Origin of the sequence: Aeromonas encheleia, from assembly GCF_900637545.1 — a bacterium.
In the GTDB taxonomy this organism is placed as follows: Bacteria; Pseudomonadota; Gammaproteobacteria; order Enterobacterales; family Aeromonadaceae; genus Aeromonas; species Aeromonas encheleia.
The window spans coordinates 374,016-390,187 of sequence record NZ_LR134376.1 but is presented as its reverse complement, the minus strand read 5'-3'; the positions used below and the strand labels follow the sequence as shown (position 1 = coordinate 390,187).

Annotated in this window: 18 protein-coding genes; 7 read left to right on the top strand and 11 right to left on the bottom strand. The window is 59.8% G+C overall.

Going from position 1 to position 16,172, the window contains the following annotated elements; all coding sequences use genetic code 11:
- Nucleotides 1-122 precede the first annotated feature (122 nt).
- Nucleotides 123-428 carry a monooxygenase gene (locus tag EL255_RS01810; protein ID WP_042651917.1) on the top strand — a complete coding sequence of 102 codons (306 nt, stop codon included), beginning with the start codon at nt 123-125 and terminating at the stop codon, nt 426-428.
- Here the strand turns inward: EL255_RS01810 and EL255_RS01805 are convergent.
- Both EL255_RS01805 and EL255_RS01800 read right to left on the bottom strand, forming a co-directional pair.
- Entirely contained in the window at nt 409-930 is a 522-nt protein-coding gene (locus EL255_RS01805; RefSeq protein ID WP_126623447.1) for a GNAT family N-acetyltransferase, read from the bottom strand. The two genes, EL255_RS01810 and EL255_RS01805, sit on opposite strands and share 20 nt — an antisense overlap.
- A 49-nt stretch (nt 931-979) precedes the next feature.
- Nucleotides 980-1,582 (bottom strand): outer membrane beta-barrel protein, encoded by a 603-nt coding sequence (locus tag EL255_RS01800; protein WP_042652180.1) that lies wholly within the window; start codon nt 1,580-1,582, stop codon nt 980-982.
- A gap of 247 nt (nt 1,583-1,829) precedes the next feature.
- Here EL255_RS01800 and EL255_RS01795 point away from each other — a divergent pair, with 247 nt between their 5' ends.
- Entirely contained in the window at nt 1,830-2,468 is a 639-nt protein-coding gene (locus EL255_RS01795) for an exopolysaccharide biosynthesis protein (RefSeq protein WP_042651915.1), read from the top strand.
- A gap of 81 nt (nt 2,469-2,549) precedes the next feature.
- On the opposite strand, the gene EL255_RS01790 is transcribed toward EL255_RS01795, so the two are convergent.
- The gene (locus EL255_RS01790; protein WP_042651914.1) at nt 2,550-3,440 is read right to left on the bottom strand and encodes a GGDEF domain-containing protein; all 891 of its coding nucleotides are present in this window, start codon (nt 3,438-3,440) and stop codon (nt 2,550-2,552) included.
- A gap of 293 nt (nt 3,441-3,733) precedes the next feature.
- Here EL255_RS01790 and EL255_RS01785 point away from each other — a divergent pair, with 293 nt between their 5' ends.
- A complete protein-coding gene (locus EL255_RS01785; protein ID WP_042651913.1) occupies nt 3,734-4,147 on the top strand; it encodes a GNAT family N-acetyltransferase in 414 nt (137 codons plus the stop codon).
- A gap of 30 nt (nt 4,148-4,177) precedes the next feature.
- Here the strand turns inward: EL255_RS01785 and EL255_RS01780 are convergent, their stop codons facing one another.
- Nucleotides 4,178-4,765, bottom strand: a complete 588-nt coding sequence (locus tag EL255_RS01780) for a hypothetical protein (protein ID WP_042651912.1) — start codon at nt 4,763-4,765, stop codon at nt 4,178-4,180.
- 201 nt (nt 4,766-4,966) lie between these two features.
- On the opposite strand from EL255_RS01780, the gene EL255_RS01775 reads away from it, so the two are divergent.
- Together EL255_RS01775 and EL255_RS01770 are read left to right on the top strand one after the other, a co-directional pair.
- The gene (locus EL255_RS01775) at nt 4,967-5,599 is read left to right on the top strand and encodes a Vat family streptogramin A O-acetyltransferase (protein ID WP_042651911.1); all 633 of its coding nucleotides are present in this window, start codon (nt 4,967-4,969) and stop codon (nt 5,597-5,599) included.
- A gap of 340 nt (nt 5,600-5,939) precedes the next feature.
- Nucleotides 5,940-7,715, top strand: coding sequence for an AIPR family protein (locus tag EL255_RS01770; RefSeq protein WP_170175989.1), 1,776 nt, complete (start codon nt 5,940-5,942; stop codon nt 7,713-7,715).
- Nucleotides 7,716-7,810: 95 nt separating this feature from the next.
- Here the strand turns inward: EL255_RS01770 and EL255_RS01765 are convergent, their stop codons facing one another.
- Nucleotides 7,811-8,122, bottom strand: coding sequence for a hypothetical protein (locus tag EL255_RS01765; RefSeq protein WP_042651910.1), 312 nt, complete (start codon nt 8,120-8,122; stop codon nt 7,811-7,813).
- A gap of 143 nt (nt 8,123-8,265) precedes the next feature.
- Between EL255_RS01765 and EL255_RS01760 the strand changes: the two genes are divergently transcribed.
- Nucleotides 8,266-8,601, top strand: coding sequence for a hypothetical protein (locus tag EL255_RS01760; protein WP_005316265.1), 336 nt, complete (start codon nt 8,266-8,268; stop codon nt 8,599-8,601).
- The gene (locus tag EL255_RS01755; RefSeq protein ID WP_042651909.1) at nt 8,582-9,031 is read left to right on the top strand and encodes a hypothetical protein; all 450 of its coding nucleotides are present in this window, start codon (nt 8,582-8,584) and stop codon (nt 9,029-9,031) included. The genes EL255_RS01760 and EL255_RS01755 overlap by 20 nt, the downstream gene beginning before the upstream one ends.
- A 411-nt stretch (nt 9,032-9,442) precedes the next feature.
- Here EL255_RS01755 and thiH read toward each other — a convergent pair whose 3' ends face one another.
- From thiH to thiC, 6 genes are all read right to left on the bottom strand, one after another.
- Nucleotides 9,443-10,513, bottom strand: coding sequence for a 2-iminoacetate synthase ThiH (thiH, locus tag EL255_RS01750; protein ID WP_042652179.1), 1,071 nt, complete (start codon nt 10,511-10,513; stop codon nt 9,443-9,445).
- A gap of 194 nt (nt 10,514-10,707) precedes the next feature.
- Complete coding sequence (locus EL255_RS01745) at nt 10,708-11,475, bottom strand: thiazole synthase (RefSeq protein ID WP_042651908.1); 768 nt, start codon at nt 11,473-11,475, stop codon at nt 10,708-10,710.
- A gap of 1 nt (nt 11,476) precedes the next feature.
- Nucleotides 11,477-11,689, bottom strand: a complete 213-nt coding sequence (gene thiS, locus EL255_RS01740; protein WP_232018892.1) for a sulfur carrier protein ThiS — start codon at nt 11,687-11,689, stop codon at nt 11,477-11,479.
- A complete protein-coding gene (locus EL255_RS01735) occupies nt 11,680-12,450 on the bottom strand; it encodes a HesA/MoeB/ThiF family protein (RefSeq protein WP_042651906.1) in 771 nt (256 codons plus the stop codon). Before EL255_RS01735 ends, thiS begins: the two co-directional genes overlap by 10 nt.
- Complete coding sequence (gene thiE / locus EL255_RS01730) at nt 12,440-13,999, bottom strand: thiamine phosphate synthase (protein ID WP_042651905.1); 1,560 nt, start codon at nt 13,997-13,999, stop codon at nt 12,440-12,442. The genes EL255_RS01735 and thiE overlap by 11 nt, the downstream gene beginning before the upstream one ends.
- Entirely contained in the window at nt 13,996-16,050 is a 2,055-nt protein-coding gene (gene thiC / locus EL255_RS01725) for a phosphomethylpyrimidine synthase ThiC (protein ID WP_042651904.1), read from the bottom strand. Before thiC ends, thiE begins: the two co-directional genes overlap by 4 nt.
- Nucleotides 16,051-16,172: the final 122 nt, after the last annotated feature.

Genomic DNA, 16,172 nt, shown 5'->3' with positions numbered 1-16,172 from the left:
GGGGTGCCTCGTGAGTGGTTACTTTGGGGTAACTATGCCACCAAAATGTGCCTTCTTGCAGCCAGGATGCCGGCTTCTTATGATGCGGCCAGTCCCTTGTCTACCCGAAGAGAGAGCCCGCCATGCCCAGTTTGCTGCAAATCCATTTCAACTTCCCCGCCGCCATGATGGGGCCGGCCCTCACCGAGGCGGCGGTGCCGCTGGCGGAGTCCATCACCCGGGAGCCCGGCTTCATCTCCAAGATCTGGACCGAAAATCCACGCACCGGCGAGGCCGGCGGCATCTATCTGTTCGAGGATGAGGGCAGTGCCTTGGACTATGTGAAGATGCACGAGCAGCGGCTGCTCGCCATGGGTGCGAGCGAGGTGCAATACCGGCTGTTCGACGTCAACGAGTCCTTGAGCCGCCTCACTCGCGGCATCCCCTGATCCCTTCATCCAGCCTCAGTTGGTAATAGGTATCTCGCTGCCAGACGAAGCCCAGCCGCCGGAACAACTCCTGGCTGGGCAGATTCTCCGGCTCGATATCGGCCAGCAGAGTCGTTATACCCAGCTCCCGCGCGAACCCCATCAAGGCGCCCAGCGCCTCGCCCATCAGGCCCTGACCCCAATGGCTGCGGGCCAGCATGCAGCCCAGCTCGGCCTGACGGAGCGCAGGCTCGAAGCCGTGCAGGCCGCAGGTGCCGATGAGACGGCCACCCCTCTCGACCAGCCCCCACTCCAGCGATTCCCCCCTGGCCAGCAGGCGCTCGACGCTCGCCAACATCTGCGCCACCGTCGCGAGTGCAGGAAAGGGCGCCTCCCCGACGAAACGCATCACGGCGGGATCCCCGTAGATGGCGAACAGATCCTCGCTGTCTTGCACCCCGAACGGGCGCAGTTGCAGCCGTGGGGTCGGCAGGACGGGCAGCTCGCGGGGCAGTGGTCGCAACGTATTCAAGGCTCCTGATCCTGCGGGGAGAGTCTCACCATGATGGGACTCAGAACCTCAGGGTCAAGCCGACATTGGCCTGCCACTGGGTGATCAGCTCCCCCCGCACCCGGAAGGCACAGATCTCGGGGTTGCAGAGGAACTGGCTGTCTTCGTTGACCAGGGAGCCGTAACCGCGCACCTCGGCCCGCAGCGCCAGCCTGTCGGTCAGGCGCGGTTGCACCCCCAGGGCCAGCGACATGGAGGGCGCCACCTCGCTGTCGTAGGCATCGAAGCGCGTCAACCCGATCCCGGCGCCTATATAGGGGGCCATGACGTTGTCGGAGAGGGTCAGGGCACCGGCGAAGTGCAGGGTATCCACCGTCAGCCGATCCGGCTGATCGGGGGAGATGGGGGTCGACTGGTGGCTGTAGAGCAGCTCTATCATGCCGGGGTCGTTGACCTCCTTGCTGATGAACAGGCCCCAGTTGCCCGAGCTCTCCCCCTGCAGGGAGTCGATGTCGCTCGAGTGCGGCGTGGGCTCGGGTTCATCCATCGCCTCGAAGTCGAGGGAGGAGCTGTAACCGAGGAAAGGCGTCACCTGCCAGCCCAGATCGGCGGCCGGTTCGGCCCCCCAGCTCTGACCCAGCGGCAGCAACAGTCCCATCACCATCATTCCTGCTCTTTTTCTCACGGCCTTCCCCTGATTGGCATTGATCGTGCCAGAAGCATATCAGAGCCCCTCGAGGCCGCGCCTAAATAGGGGCTGTACCAGACAATTTCGACCCATCTGGCGGATCCGGCCCTCGCCTGCCCCCCAAGATGTACGCCGGCCAGGCCCATTCATCTGGGATTAACCCTTGCCACGTAAGCTAGCGGCGGCCACAGGGGTGGCCTTCAACAGGACGAGGATCTCAGGAATGGTTGCCGCGCAACTCAACGACCCACAACATCGACTCTCCGACACGCTGCGGGCGACCGCCCACGCCATCGAGGAGAGCCATATCAGCCTGCGGGACATGCTCGCCCTGGTCGGCGAGCAGGGCATGCTGCTGTTCTGCGTGCTGCTCACAGTGCCCTTCCTGTTGCCGGTCTCCATCCCCGGCGTCAGCACCCCGTTCGGCCTGCTGATCCTGTTCATCGGCATCGGCATCACCCTCAACCGGGTGCCCTGGCTGCCCGCCATCCTGATGGAGCGCCGCTTCGCCGCCGAGCAGCTCAAGCCGACCCTGCACAAGGGGGCGGATCTGCTGGCCCGCATCGATCGCTTCATCCGGCCACGCCTGCTGCTGCTGACCGGCAGCACCGCCGTCAACCGCTGTAACGGCCTGCTGATCATGCTGGCCGCCCTGCTGCTGATGCTGCCGCTCGGCGCCATCCCGTTCACCAACGCCATGCCCGCCTGGGCCATACTGCTGCTGGCCATCGGCATGTTGCAGCGCGACGGCCTGTTCGTCGCCGGCGGCTACGCGCTGGTGAGCGCGACCCTGGTCTGGTTCGGCGTACTGGCCATAGGGCTGCTGATGGCGGGCCAGAACGTCTCGACCCTGTTGGGTTAGAGCGCCTTGGCCAAGGCCGCATAAACGAACAAGGGCGACCAGCTGGTCGCCCTTGTGCTTTGAGGCTCAGAGGAGCCAAAGTCAGGAGTCCGGATCATGGGCCACCCGGTTGCGCCCGCTCCGCTTGGCCCGATAGAGCCACTCGTCGGCGCGGGCCAGCACGGCGTTGACCTCCTCTCCCGGCTGGATCAGGGTGCTGCCCAGACTCACGGTGATGGGCACCGGATCCGGCGCCATGGCCGCCACCGCGGCGCGGATCCGCTCCGCCACCTTCGGCAGTATGGCCTCGTCTATCTGCGGCAACAGGATCAAAAACTCCTCGCCACCGCTGCGCACGAACAGATCCTCCACCCGCAGCTGGGCGGCCACGCACTCGCAGAAGCGACACAGCACCCTGTCCCCGGTCTGATGGCCGAAGTTGTCGTTGATCTGCTTGAAGTGATCGATATCCAGCATGATGAGGCCAGTACGCCCCTGGCCCTGCAGCTTGTGTCTGTAGTGCTCGAAGAAGAAATGGCGGTTGTAGAGGCCGGTCAGCTGATCCGTCTCGCCGAGCCGCTTGAGCCGCTGCTGCAGCTCGTGCTGGCGGGTGATGTTGCGGGTCACCCAGGCCACCGCCCGCTTGCCCTCATAGCGCGAGGGCAGCGGCGCTATCTTGCCCTCGAAGCGCTGCGTCCCCTGCGGCCCGGCGGCGGCATCTATCCCCTCCACCTCGGTGGCGGCCAGCTCATACTCCACCACCTGCACCTGCCCGCTGCTCAAGGCCAGCGCGACCTGCGCCATCACCCACTGCGCCATCGCGGCGGGCAAGACGTCGGCCAGCTGCTTGCCCGCCAGCGGATTGCCGTCCTGATAGGAGAGCTGCTCGATGCCACCTATGTATTCGACGTAGTAACCATCCTCGCTCAGGATAAACACGGGATCCGGCAACTGGGTCATGACTTCATAGAGTTGCGTGACCGAGAGCGTCATAGGTACCTCGTCTGCTGCGCCGTCAGAATGGGCATTTCACCTATGCCCTACCTGCGATTATCGTACAGGAAGAGACCTTGATACGGCCTTGTCAGGACCGCCATGACCCGCCAGGCCCCTCTCCCGTCGGGCATCGCGCCCGCTCGGACAACCTGAGCCAAGGCAGGCATGCTGGCCATTCTGGCCGGGCCATCATCTCCATAGTGTGGGATCGGCGGCCGACAGATGCCATCCGGCTTGACCACCGGCAGGCCCCCGGGTTAATGGTGGAGGCTCTTCATACGGAGCTTATTATGCAACTGACCGCCCCCCAATCCCCCCAGTTAACCGACTTCGACGCCTTGCGGACGGGGCTGAACCGGTTCAATGAGAGCGTCACCGGCCCCCTGCCCCGGGAGCGGATCGCCAGCTTTGTGAAGGATGAGGAGGGGAGAGTGCGAGGCGGCATCCTCGGCGAGATCAAGTGGGGCTGGCTGCATATCGAGGGGCTCTGGGTCGACGAGCCCATCCGCCAGGATGGCTGGGGCGCCCGCCTGCTGGCCACCCTGGAGCAAGCAGCCCAAGCCCGCGGCATCACCCGCATCCACCTCGAGACCACCAGCTTCCAGGCGCTGCCCTTCTATCGGAAGCAGGGCTATGCCGTCTTCGGTGAGCTGCCCGATATGCCCCCAGGGCATACCAGTTACTTTTTGAAAAAGCAGGGGTGAGGCGAGGATGACCTCACCCCTCGCCAGGGCTCAGCGGCTGGCGCTACGGCTGCCGTTCCAGAGCAGCTCGCCGCTTTTCAGATCCATCAGGCTCATGGCGAGCCGGTAACGGCTCCCCTCGGAGACGAGATCCCCGTACAGCATGTAGCCGGCCCCGGTCTGGCGACCCAGCCGCACCAGGGAGGCCGGGTTCATGCCCCCCTGCTGATACTCGAGCTGGCCGGTGATGGCCGCGACCTGGCCCGGATCGGCGAAGCGAAAACCGCTGTTGGCCTGGATCCGCTTGCTCATGGCGATGGCCATGGGTTGAGTGTTGAACTCTTCCCCTGTGCCGTTCTGAGGCGGCATCAGCAACAGCACAGGGCTGCCGCCCTGGGTCAGCGCCTGCACCTCGGGGGCCTTGAGGAAGGCATCCGCCATGGCCAGCGCCAGGCCGGTCGGGGCAACGGGTTTGGGGGCGGGAACCGGCTCGGCCGCGTCGGGCTCGGTCACGGCTTTGTCCGGCTGGCTCACCGGCTGGTCCGGCTCGGTGACGGGCGCCGGGGTACTGCCGTAGGGATTGATGGTACAGCCGCCCAGCAACAGGGCGCTCAGCATGAGCAGGTGACGCGTCTTCATCTTGTTCTCTCCGCCAGAATAACCGTGGTGGCGGAGCCCCTGCCCCGCTATCGGTCCATGCTAGAGAAAAACCCGCCCCGGGTCGATGCGTGAACCGACACGGGGCGACAAAGCCTGGCGAACCAGGGTGTACAAAAAGGTGGCACAGGGCTGCTAGGTTCCGTTAGGGTATCAAAAACCCAGATTCGAGAGGAGCACCCCATGCACGGACCCGACCCCGCCAATCCCCACCCCATGAAGGGCTTCCCCCAGGTGTGCTTTATCAAGAACACCATCAAGGGGCCCAATATCGAGGTGGGCGACTACAGCTACTACGATGACCCGGAAGACTCGGCAGGCTTTGAGCGCAACGTTCTCTACCACTTCCCCTTCATCGGCGACAAGCTGATCATCGGCAAGTTCTGCGCCATCGCCCGCGGGGTCAAGTTCATCATGAACGGCGCCAACCACCAGCGCTCCGGCTTCTCCACCTACCCCTTCTTTATCTTCGGCAACGGCTGGGAGAGCGCCGCCCCCGCACCGGGCAGCCTCCCCTACAAGGGGGATACGGTGATTGGCAACGATGTCTGGATTGGCTATGACGCGCTGATCATGCCGGGCGTCAAGGTCGGCAACGGCGCCATCATCGCCGCCCGCTCCGTGGTCACAGGCGACGTGCCCGACTATGCCATCGTCGGCGGCAACCCAGCCAGGGTGATCCGCTACCGCTTCGACGACGACACCATAGCGCGTCTCAACGCCATCGCCTGGTGGGACTGGCCGGTGGAGCAGATCAGCCGGAATTTGAAATTGATTGGCGGTGGGGATATTACGGAGTTGGAAAAGATCACTTGAAGCGACCAATAAGGGCTGAAGGGAAAGCTAGGATCTCAATAAAAATAGATGCTTATTAATAACGCCATCTGGGAAGCGGTGTTTTTTTAACCACTTATAAAGAAGTAGCCTTATCTCACATTTCCACTCCAAAGAGCTTCATGCAGAACCCACAAAAGGATACTCTAGACATTAAATTACGACAGATGCACCTGTTGCTCTGCCTAAGTTAGAAAAAGTGATTTTTTAAATTGACGAGAAAATACAACTAACCTTCCCAGAGAAATTAAAAAAAAATATTACATCAAGAATCTAGCAACTGATATAAATATAAATTTTTAGTAATCAAATGGAGATACTCATGGCAACTATAAATCTAGAAAACAGCCATTTCTGGACTGCGCTCCAACAACGCACTGACTTGTCAAGGCATGGAAATTTAAATGCTGCACTATATGCAATCGAATTACATGGGAATGTAGGTGATATAACAAGCATAGCACCAGATATTATCACAGAAGGAGGCGATGATGAAAACATAGATATTCTCTTTGTTGATGAGGACGCATCAAGAATATATGTTATCCAGTCATTTCAATCCCCACATTTCAGAATGCAAGGTGCACGACCTAACAAAGCAAGAGATAGTAGCTATGCAGTTACAGCTTTATTTTCAATGAACATTGAAAATATACCTAATAGAATTAGAGAACAAGTTATAAAAGCTCGCGAATGCATAGAAAAAGATCAAATAAAAATTATTCACATCTGGTTTGTTCATAACTGTCCACAAACGGATGAATGCAAAAGGATTATGGATGGTATTGGAGCTCAAGCAACAACAATCTTAAGAGGGCAAGGTAAAAATAATATAATTGTAGACTCTACCGAAGTCGGTCTTGAAAATCTAGATCAACTTTATCTTTCTCAGCAAAATGCCATTTTAATTAGTGATGTAATAGAAACAGAAAACAATGCTGGATTTATAGAGTCGAGTGACACTGGATGGCAGACCTTTAGCACAAGTGTTAGCGCCACATTTTTAAAGAATTTATATGACAGATATGGAGAGGATAAACTTTTTAGTGCCAATGTACGATCATATATGGGAAGTAATAATAAAGATCAAGCCATAAACGGACAAATAAAAAAGAGCGCATTAGAAACACCTTTGGACTTTTTCGTATGTAACAATGGAATAACTGCATTAGTACATGACTTTAATATCATTAATATTAATGAACAAGATGAACTTCTTGGACGGCTCCATACCATTACAGGTATTTCAATTGTCAATGGAGCCCAAACCACAGGTTGTTTATCTACTAACGAACAAGAGTTAGATAAAAATATTAAGGTTGGAATTCGATTCATTAAGGTTAATGACGACGACAAAATTCGAAAAATAACACTTGCAAATAACTCTCAGAATAAAGTTCTTGCATCTGACTTTAGATCTGGTGATGAAATACAAACTCGCTTACGTACTGAATTTGAGACAATTAGAGATGCATATTACAGTGGAGGCCTCAGAAAAAATTTATCTGCTGCACAGAAACGTATACTGATTGATCCAGAATCGCTAGCACAAATATTAATGGCATTTCATGGTCATCCCACTAGCAGTTATCACCAGAAGACTGAAATATGGGAGAATGATGAGTTATATGGAGTGTCATTCAATAAAACAATTACATCAAGACACATACTCTTCATTTATAGCCTTTATGAAGCAATTTTGAAAATTAAATCTGAGATCGCATATTCAAATCGACACAATACACTTCTCGACCAAGATAAGCCGAAAGCTGAGTTTCTTAGTAGACCTGGTGTTAATTTTATAATCATACATGCTATAGCATCAATAATAGAAATGATTACTAATAGAGTAATCCCCAATAGATACTCTATTTCATTCCAAGACAATATTACTAGAGCGCAAGCCGTTGATTTATGGGAACCGCTAATAAAGCAGATAGTAAAAAGAACAGGGAGACTTTTACCTGCCACAGAAAATAGACTATCCCAAAGAGTAAAAATAACCGAAATAATTGAAAGCTTTAGGGAGGATATGGATATGTTCCGCGATAACTTCCCCGACTGGTTCCCCGATTTCATACGTGCAGTAAAAATATAAATATTGGATTTTCCTTTACTCAGCTACAACCTACGCCAAACAATAGGTTGTAGCTGAACCTACGAAGTCAAATTTTTAACGTCAATAAAGATTGCTTATTTCATCGCCAAATGAGAGGTAATTGTAAATATCATCCCGCAAAACCCCAGCCAATAAATATTACCCTCTTTAGCGGATGGCATAACTGCGTGACCAAACAATATCACACCATATGAGAATATGGGCAAATATTGGGTTAACCGCCCAATATAAATGGAAGCGCCAGATGTGGTGACAGGAAAGAAGTAATAAAGGGCAAGATAGAACAACATCAAGAATGAACCGGATAAAAACCGTTTATCTTCAAGCCGACCAAAACCCGAAAAAAGGTAGATTCCCGCGATGAGAAAAACGACCAGCAACATCATAATAAATATCTACCTCTCGGATTCCTGCTCATCTCAGAACAGTACGATACATCTTCCATTTTCAAACCCTTTAATTTGACCGTCAGCGGAATAAATGATATCCATTTGGCCTCATTCATGTCTGATAGCAACAGGAGAGTATCATGGGGATAGCCACTTGTCCGATCAAGGAGTTGACTCTGAGTTCTCGCTCAATAGATGCTCTTGAGCAGATCGACCAACTTGTGGATAGTGCGAATCAATTGGCCTTCGCCGTTTCCGCCACGCCGCTATATACCATTTTCAGTGACCCAAGAAGTGCCAAAGATGTGGTCTACAACATCCATGACCACGACTGGGAGTTGTATGGCCAAGCAATGGAAGGTATCCCCAATATGCTTCGCCATAAATTGAATCAGGTTGTCGAACCCATGGCATGGTCCTCAACAGGTAAAGAATCTCAATTCTGGAAGTGCGTCCATGCCTCATATAACAAGTAAACTCGCGTTCCTGCTGCTCTTTGTCTGTCAGGGCACCATGGCCCTGTCACTACATGATCTGGACCCAGCGTTTGAGCGGTGTGAAGCGATCAAGTCGCAGCACACACCCACGCTGCCAGCGAAAGGCGACCGCTTCTGGTCACTGGGGAGGGAACAACAGGCGACCGTGCTTATCTATCTGCATGAAAAAAGCATGGAGCGCTGCACCGCAGCAGAGGTTGATGCACTGGCGCTCAAGGCGTTCCATCAAGCAGTAGAGGGAGACAGTTCCTTTCTCAACGTATTAATCAAGGCCAGCGCCACCACCCTAACTCCTGCCCAAAAAAACCAGTTGCAGCAGATTGGGCAGGCAGAGCTGGACAGGTTGGCAGGCATGAAGGAATTTGCTCACCCCTTCTCGCTAACCAATTACCTCAAGCAATTACCCTAAGAACCATCTCGCATATCAACTGCACCCACCACTATCTACGGGGCGGACACGGTCTTGGTTCCCCCTCTTGTTCGCTGAGGCGAACCCGCTTGTCCAGGCCGCGAGACAGGATGTCGAGCGAGCGGCGCCGGGCCATGGATGGCCCGTCGGCGCGTGCCGTCGGACAAGCGGGTGAACCGAAGGAACCCGACGTAAGTCGGGCGAATAAGCGGGGGAGAAGACCTTTGGTGACTTTGGGTCTTTCCAAAGTCACTCGCCCCAGCCCGAAGGGCGGGCGAAACCCCTTCGAGGCCAGCGGCCTCGCGTCCTGCACGGCGCAGCCGTGCCTCTCACCACAGGCACGGAGTTTGGCCGAACTCCCCCTCACCGCCATGCCGGGCAGCTACCCAGCAAAGAGGGGCCTGGCCGCCCCTATCGGCCCAGGAAGGGTTCCCAGTCCTTGAACACCGGCTGCAACCCAGCTTGCCTGACAGCGGCGGCAACCTCGCCGAGGGCGCGATCGTCGTGGATGGCGAACTGCTCCAGCTCCTCCTCATCCCCTTCCGCGTAGCCGCCCGGCTGGGTGCGCGACTCCGCCGACATCTGGGTGATGCCGAGGCGCAGGGCGCCGTTGCGAAAGGCTGGCGATTCCCGGGTGGAGAGCGACAAGTCCAGGGTCGGCGAGAGCAGCCGCCAGGCGCAGATGAGCTGCACCAGCTGGCGATCCGTCATGGTCACCTCGGGCTGCAGACCGCCGGTGCAGGGGCGCAGCCGCGGGAATGACAAGGAATAGCGGCTCTGCCAGTGGTGGCGCTCCAGCCAGCTCAGGTGCTCGGCCACGAAATAGCTGTCGGCACGCCAGTCCGGCGACAGGCCGATCAGGGCACCGAGGCCAATCTTGTCGATGCCGGCGCGGCCCAGCCGATCCGGGGTGGCGAGACGCCAGGCGATGTCCTGCTTGTTGCCGCGCAGGTGATGGCGGGCGTAGGCGGGGGCGTGGTAGGTCTCCTGATAGACCATGACGGCGTCGAGCCCCAGGGTTTTCAGCTCGGCGTATTCGGCCTCGGACAGGGGCTGCACTTCCATCCCGACCGTGCTGAAGTGGCGACGGATGATGGGCATCATCTCGCGAAAATAGCCCATGCCGACCTTGGTCTCGTGCTCGCCGGTCACCAGCAGCACACTGTCGAAGCCGCGCGCCTTGATGGCCAGGCACTCGCGCTCTATCTCCTCTGCATTCAGGGTCTTGCGTTTGAGACGGTTGCTCATGGAGAAGCCGCAATAGCTGCAGTCGTTGGCGCAGAGGTTCGATAGATAGAGCGGCACATAGAAGCCGACCGTGTTGCCAAAGCGCTGGCGGGTGAGACTCTCTGCCAGCTGGGCCAGCTGAGGCAGATAAGCCTCTGCCGCCGGGGAGATCAGCGCCATAAAATCCTGCAGGCTGCGGCGGGGCTTGCCGAGCGCCAGCTCCACATCCTGGGCCGTCTTGGCGCGGATGCTCATGCCCACATGATCCCAATCCAGCTCGCGCCAGCGGTCGGCAAAATCCAACCCCCTCCCGGCCTCCCCCTTGGGAGGGGGAGGAGCGCAGGGCTCGACCAATTCAAGTGCCGCTTCAGCCGGTTCCCTCACCCCCGGCCCCTCTCCCAATGGGAGAGGGGAGCATGCAGACACCACATCTTGCCCCATGCTCTGGCTCATAGCGCCTCCAGAAAATCGGTGAGCGGGCTGGAGGCCTGGGCCTGGCTGCCGCGCGCCCCCAACCCGGCCAGATAGGCGCCGCGGCCCGCCTCGCAGGCGAGCGCGAAGGCGCGGCCCATGGCGACGGGATCGCCGCTCACGGCAATCGCCGTGTTGACCAGCACCGCATCGGCGCCAAGCTCAAACGCCGCCGCCGCATGGCTGGGGGCGCCTATGCCCGCATCCACCACCACAGGCACCCTGGCCTGCTCGATGATGATGGAGAGAAACTCCCGGGTCACCAGCCCCTGGTTGGAGCCGATGGGGGCGCCGAGCGGCATCACGGCGGCGCAACCCACCTCTTCGAGCCGCTTGCAGAGCACGGGATCGGCGCCGCAGTAGGGCAGCACCACGAAGCCCTCTCGCACCAGCTGTTCCGCCGCTTTCAGCGTCTCTATGGGATCGGGCAGCAGGTATTTGGGATCGGGGTGGATCTCGAGCTTGAGCCAGTTCGTGCCGAGGGCCTCGCGGGCGAGATGGGCGGCAAACACCGCCTCGGCGGCGGTCTTGGCCCCCGAGGTGTTCGGCAGCAGCTTGACCCCGAGCTTGAGCAAGGGGCTCAGGATATCGTCGTGGCGCTTGCCGGGCTCCAGCCGCTTGATGGCCATGGTGACGAGTTGGGAGCCGCTCGCCTCGATGGCGGCAGCCATTAATTCCGGGCGGGCGAACTTGCCGGTGCCGGTAAAGAGGCGGGATGAGAAATTGTGATCGGCAATGCGTAGCATCTTAGCCTCCGGCGATGGCAGTGAAGAGATGAAGTTCATCCCCGTCATTGAGGGGAGTCTCGGACCAGCGGCTGCGGGGCAGCACGGCGCCGTTGAGGGCCACAGCTACCCCCTGGGGAGCGACGGCTTGCGCCGCCAGCAGCGCGGCCACGCTGGCTGCCTCTTCGGCCGTCAGGGCCAGCGCCTTGTCGTTCAATCGAATATTCATTGGCACTCCTTGTTGGCGCTGCCGTTGCCATTGCTACAAACAGGGCAGGCGGGATCCGCAGGCAGGCGCAGAGTCTGCCACTCGTGGTTCAAGGCATCGAAGCGACGCAGGGTGCCCGCCACCGGGCTGGGGCGCCCCAGCAGCAGCTTGATGGCTTCCAGCGCCTGCAAGGAGCCCATCACGCCCACCAGGGGGCCGGTGACGCCGCTGCTCTGGCAGCTCTCTTTGATCTCGGTATCCGCCGGGTAGAGGCAGGCGTAGCAAGCGTGTTCGGGGGTGCTTCGCACCATCAGCTGCCCCTGCCAACCGACGGCGGCGGCGGAGATCCAGGGCTTGCCCTGAGCCACGCAGGCGGCGTTGATGGCGTGGCGGGTGGGGAGGTTGTCGCAGCAGTCGATCACCAAATCCACCTCGGCCACAAACTCCGGCAGGCTTGCCTCATCGAGGCGCCGGTTGATGGCAATCAGCTCCACCAGCGGGTTGTGTTGGCTAAGGCGCTCGCGGGCCAGCTCAGCCTTGGAGCGGCGCAGATCCTCCCCGGTGTAGAGAAACTGGCGCGGCAGATTGCTGGAATCCACCACGTCGCCGTCGACAAGCCACAGCGTCCCCACCCCCGCCCCGGCGAGATAGAGGGCGAGCGGTGAACCCAGGCCACCGAGGCCGACGACCAGCACCGATTTATCTTTCAGCCGCGCCTGTCCCGCCTCTCCAATTTCGGCCAGCATCAGTTGCCTGCCGTATCTCAGATACTCTTCGTCAGAAAGCATGTTCCGCCTCCTGCGTCGGGATGGCGGAGAGCGCCGGATCCCCTGCCCCCACGGCGGCCAGCAGGCGGGCGGTGGCCCCCTGCCAGTCATCGCTCGCGGTGATGGCGGAGACCAGGGCTATGCTGCCCACCCCGCTCTCCTGCACCTGAGCGATGCGCGACTCACCGATGCCGCCGATGGCGACCGTGGGCCAGTCCGCCATCAGGGCGCGGTAGTGATGCAGTCGCACCAGCCCCTGGGGTCGGGACGGCATCTGCTTGGTGTTGGTTGGGAAGATATGGCCGAGCGCGATATAGGACGGGGCGAGTTCCCGCGCCCGCATCAGCTCGAAGTAGCCGTGGGTGGAGATGCCAAGGCGCAAGCCGGCGGCCTGGATGGCGGCAAGATCCGCCGTCTCCATGTCCTCCTGGCCCAGGTGCACGCCATAGGCGCCAGCTTTGATGGCTTGCTGCCAGTAATCGTTGATAAAGAGCCGGGCCCGATGCTGGCGGCCCAAAGCCACCGCAGTTCGAATAGCGGGCATCACCTTATCTTCTGGCAAGTCCTTGATCCGCAGCTGAATAGTCTTGACCCCCTCACCGAGCAGTCGCTCGAGCCACTGCACCGAATCCACCACGGGATAGAGGCCGAGGCGATGTTCAGTCTCGGCGAAGGGGCCTTGCGGCAAGCGTGCCTCGCCGGCAGGACAGAGACCGAAGCGACGATCCAGCTCGGATCCCGCCAACACGACGCGGGGGAACTGGGCGAGATCCCCCGGCCAGCCGAGGTGGGCGATGGGGCCAGGGCCCGCCCCCACCCCCTGCGCGCCCGCCAACCCCTGTTGCAGGTAAGCGCGGGCGAGCGTGATGGCGTCTTCGATGGGATAGTCCAACGCATAGACGGCGGCGATGGCGCTGGCGTAACAGCAGCCGGTGCCGTGGCCGTGGCGGGTCGCCAGACGAGGTGCCGCAAGCCAGAACTCGCGGCTCTCATCCTGGTAATAGTCGAGGCAGTGATCCCCGCTCCAACCGAGGTGGCCGCCCTTGACCAGCACCGCCCTGGCGCCGAGTTCGCGCAGCCGCGCCGCCCCCGCCCGTACCAGCGCCGGGCTGGTCGCCGGGATGCCGGTCAGGGCTTCCAGCTCCGGGCCGTTGGGGGTGATGAGCGACAAGCGTGGCAGCAGGTGCTCGCGCACCGCCGCCAGCATGTTCGGCTCCGCCATGGGGGTGCCGGTGCTGGCGATGGCGACAGGGTCATAGATCACGAAGGGGGCGCTCAGGGTATCGAGCCGGCGGGCCAGCACCTCCACATGCAGCCGGGTCGGCAGCAGGCCTATCTTGATGGCGGCGGGTGGAAGATCGACGCCGAGGGCGTCGATCTGGGCGCAGAAGCTCTGCATCAGCACGGGATCCACCATCTTCACCGCCACCGAGTTCTGGGCCGTGATGGCGGAGATCACCGAGCAGCCGTGCACGCCGAGGGCGTGCATCGTATGCAGATCGGCCTGGATGCCGGCGCCGCCCCCCGAGTCCGAACCCGCTATGGTCCAGACGATGGGTTTGGTGCTCATGCCTCTTCCCGCTCCTGCTTCAGAGCGGCGGCCTGATGATAGAGCTCACCCCCCTTCTCCTTGAAGACTTCCGACATCTGGGCCATGCCAGTTTCAACCTCGGCCTGCACCCGCTCCTGCTGGCCATCCATACCCACCAGCTTGACCTCTATGGTTTCCAGCTTGGCAGCATCGAGTTTGGCGGCGTAGTCGCGCACGTCCTGGGTGATCTTCATGGAGCAGAACTTGGGGCCGCACATGGAGCAGAAGTGCGCCACCTTGCCGGACTCCTGGGGCAGAGTCTCGTCGTGGTAGGCGCGGGCGGTCTCGGGATCCAGCGCCAGGTTGAACTGATCCTCCCAGCGGAACTCGAAGCGCGCCTTGGACATGGCGTTGTCGCGGATCTGGGCGCCCGGGTGACCCTTGGCCAAGTCGGCGGCGTGAGCGGCGATCTTGTAGGTGATGAGCCCCTGCTTCACGTCCTCCTTGTTCGGCAGCCCCAGGTGCTCCTTGGGGGTGACGTAACAGAGCATGGCGCAGCCGTACCAGCCGATCATGGCGGCGCCTATGCCGGAGGTGAAGTGATCGTAGCCGGGGGCGATGTCGGTGGTGAGCGGGCCTAGGGTGTAGAAGGGCGCCTCGTGGCAGTGTTCCAGCTGCTCGGTCATGTTGCGCTCGATCATGTGCATGGGCACGTGGCCCGGCCCCTCGATCATCACCTGCACGTCGTATTCCCAGGCGATCTTGGTGAGCTCACCCAGGGTGTGCAGCTCGGCGAACTGCGCCTCATCGTTGGCGTCATAGACGGAGCCCGGGCGCAGGCCATCCCCGAGGGAGAGCGCCACGTCGTAGGCCGCGCAGATCTCGCAGATCTCGCGGAAATGCTGATAGAGGAAGTTCTCTTTATGGTGTGACAGGCACCACTTGGCCATGATGCTGCCGCCACGGGAGACGATGCCGGTGAGGCGCCGGGCAGTCATGGGCACGTAACGCAGCAGGACGCCGGCGTGGATGGTGAAGTAATCCACCCCCTGCTCGGCCTGCTCCAGCAGGGTGTCGCGGAACAGCTCCCAGGTCAGATCCTCGGCGATGCCGTTGGTCTTCTCCAACGCCTGATAGATGGGCACTGTGCCGATGGGGACGGGGCTGTTGCGCAGTATCCACTCGCGGGTCTCGTGGATGTAGCGGCCGGTGGAGAGATCCATCACGGTGTCGGCGCCCCAGCGGGTGGACCAGACCAGCTTCTCGACCTCCTCCTCGATGCTGGAGGTCACCGCCGAGTTGCCGATGTTGGCGTTGATCTTCACCAGGAAATTGCGGCCGATGATCATCGGCTCGGCTTCCGGGTGGTTGATGTTGCTGGGGATGATGGCGCGGCCGGCGGCCACCTCATCGCGCACGAATTCGGGGGTGATGTTGCCCGGCAGGCGGGCGCCGAAGCCCTGGCCCGGATGCTGGCGCAGCAGCAGCTCGGAGCGCACCCGCTCGCGGCCCATGTTCTCGCGAATGGCGATGAACTCCATCTCGGGGGTGACGATACCCTGGCGGGCATAGTGCAGCTGGGTCACCCGGCGACCCGGCTTGGCACGCAGCGGCTTGGGCAACTGCTCGAAGCGCAGGTGATCCAGCCCCTCGTCGGCGAGGCGCTCCTGGGTGAAGGCGGAGCTCAGGCCATCGAGGGATTCGGTATCGCACCGCTCCAGCACCCAGGCTTCCCGCAGGCGCGGCAGGCCGCGGCGCACGTCGATCTCGGCCTGCTCATCGCCGTAGGCGCCCGAGGTGTCGTAGACCGGCACCGACTCATTGGCCTCGAACTTGGGGTGCTCCTCGCTGCCACCGACGAAGGTGTCGGCCAGGGAGATCTCCCGCAGCCCGACCCGGATGTCGGGGCGCGAGCCCTGGATGAAGATGCGTTTGGAGTTGGGATGGGCCATGCCCTTGAGGTTATCGATAAAGCGCTGGGCGCTGGCACGCTGCTGGCGACGGCTGGCGACGGCTGGCTTGATCTGTTCAGATACGGCGTTTTCTGAAACGGACTGTACTTCTGGAACGGACTGTACTGGGGTAGACATAGCAAAACTCACATTAACTGGTTGAAGTTATGGGTGTTTGCTTGTCTGGAGTTCGAGGAGAAGTGATGAACCTGTGGGTGAGATGTGCTTCAAGAGGGAGCGAGCCCGGGATCTGTGCTTCC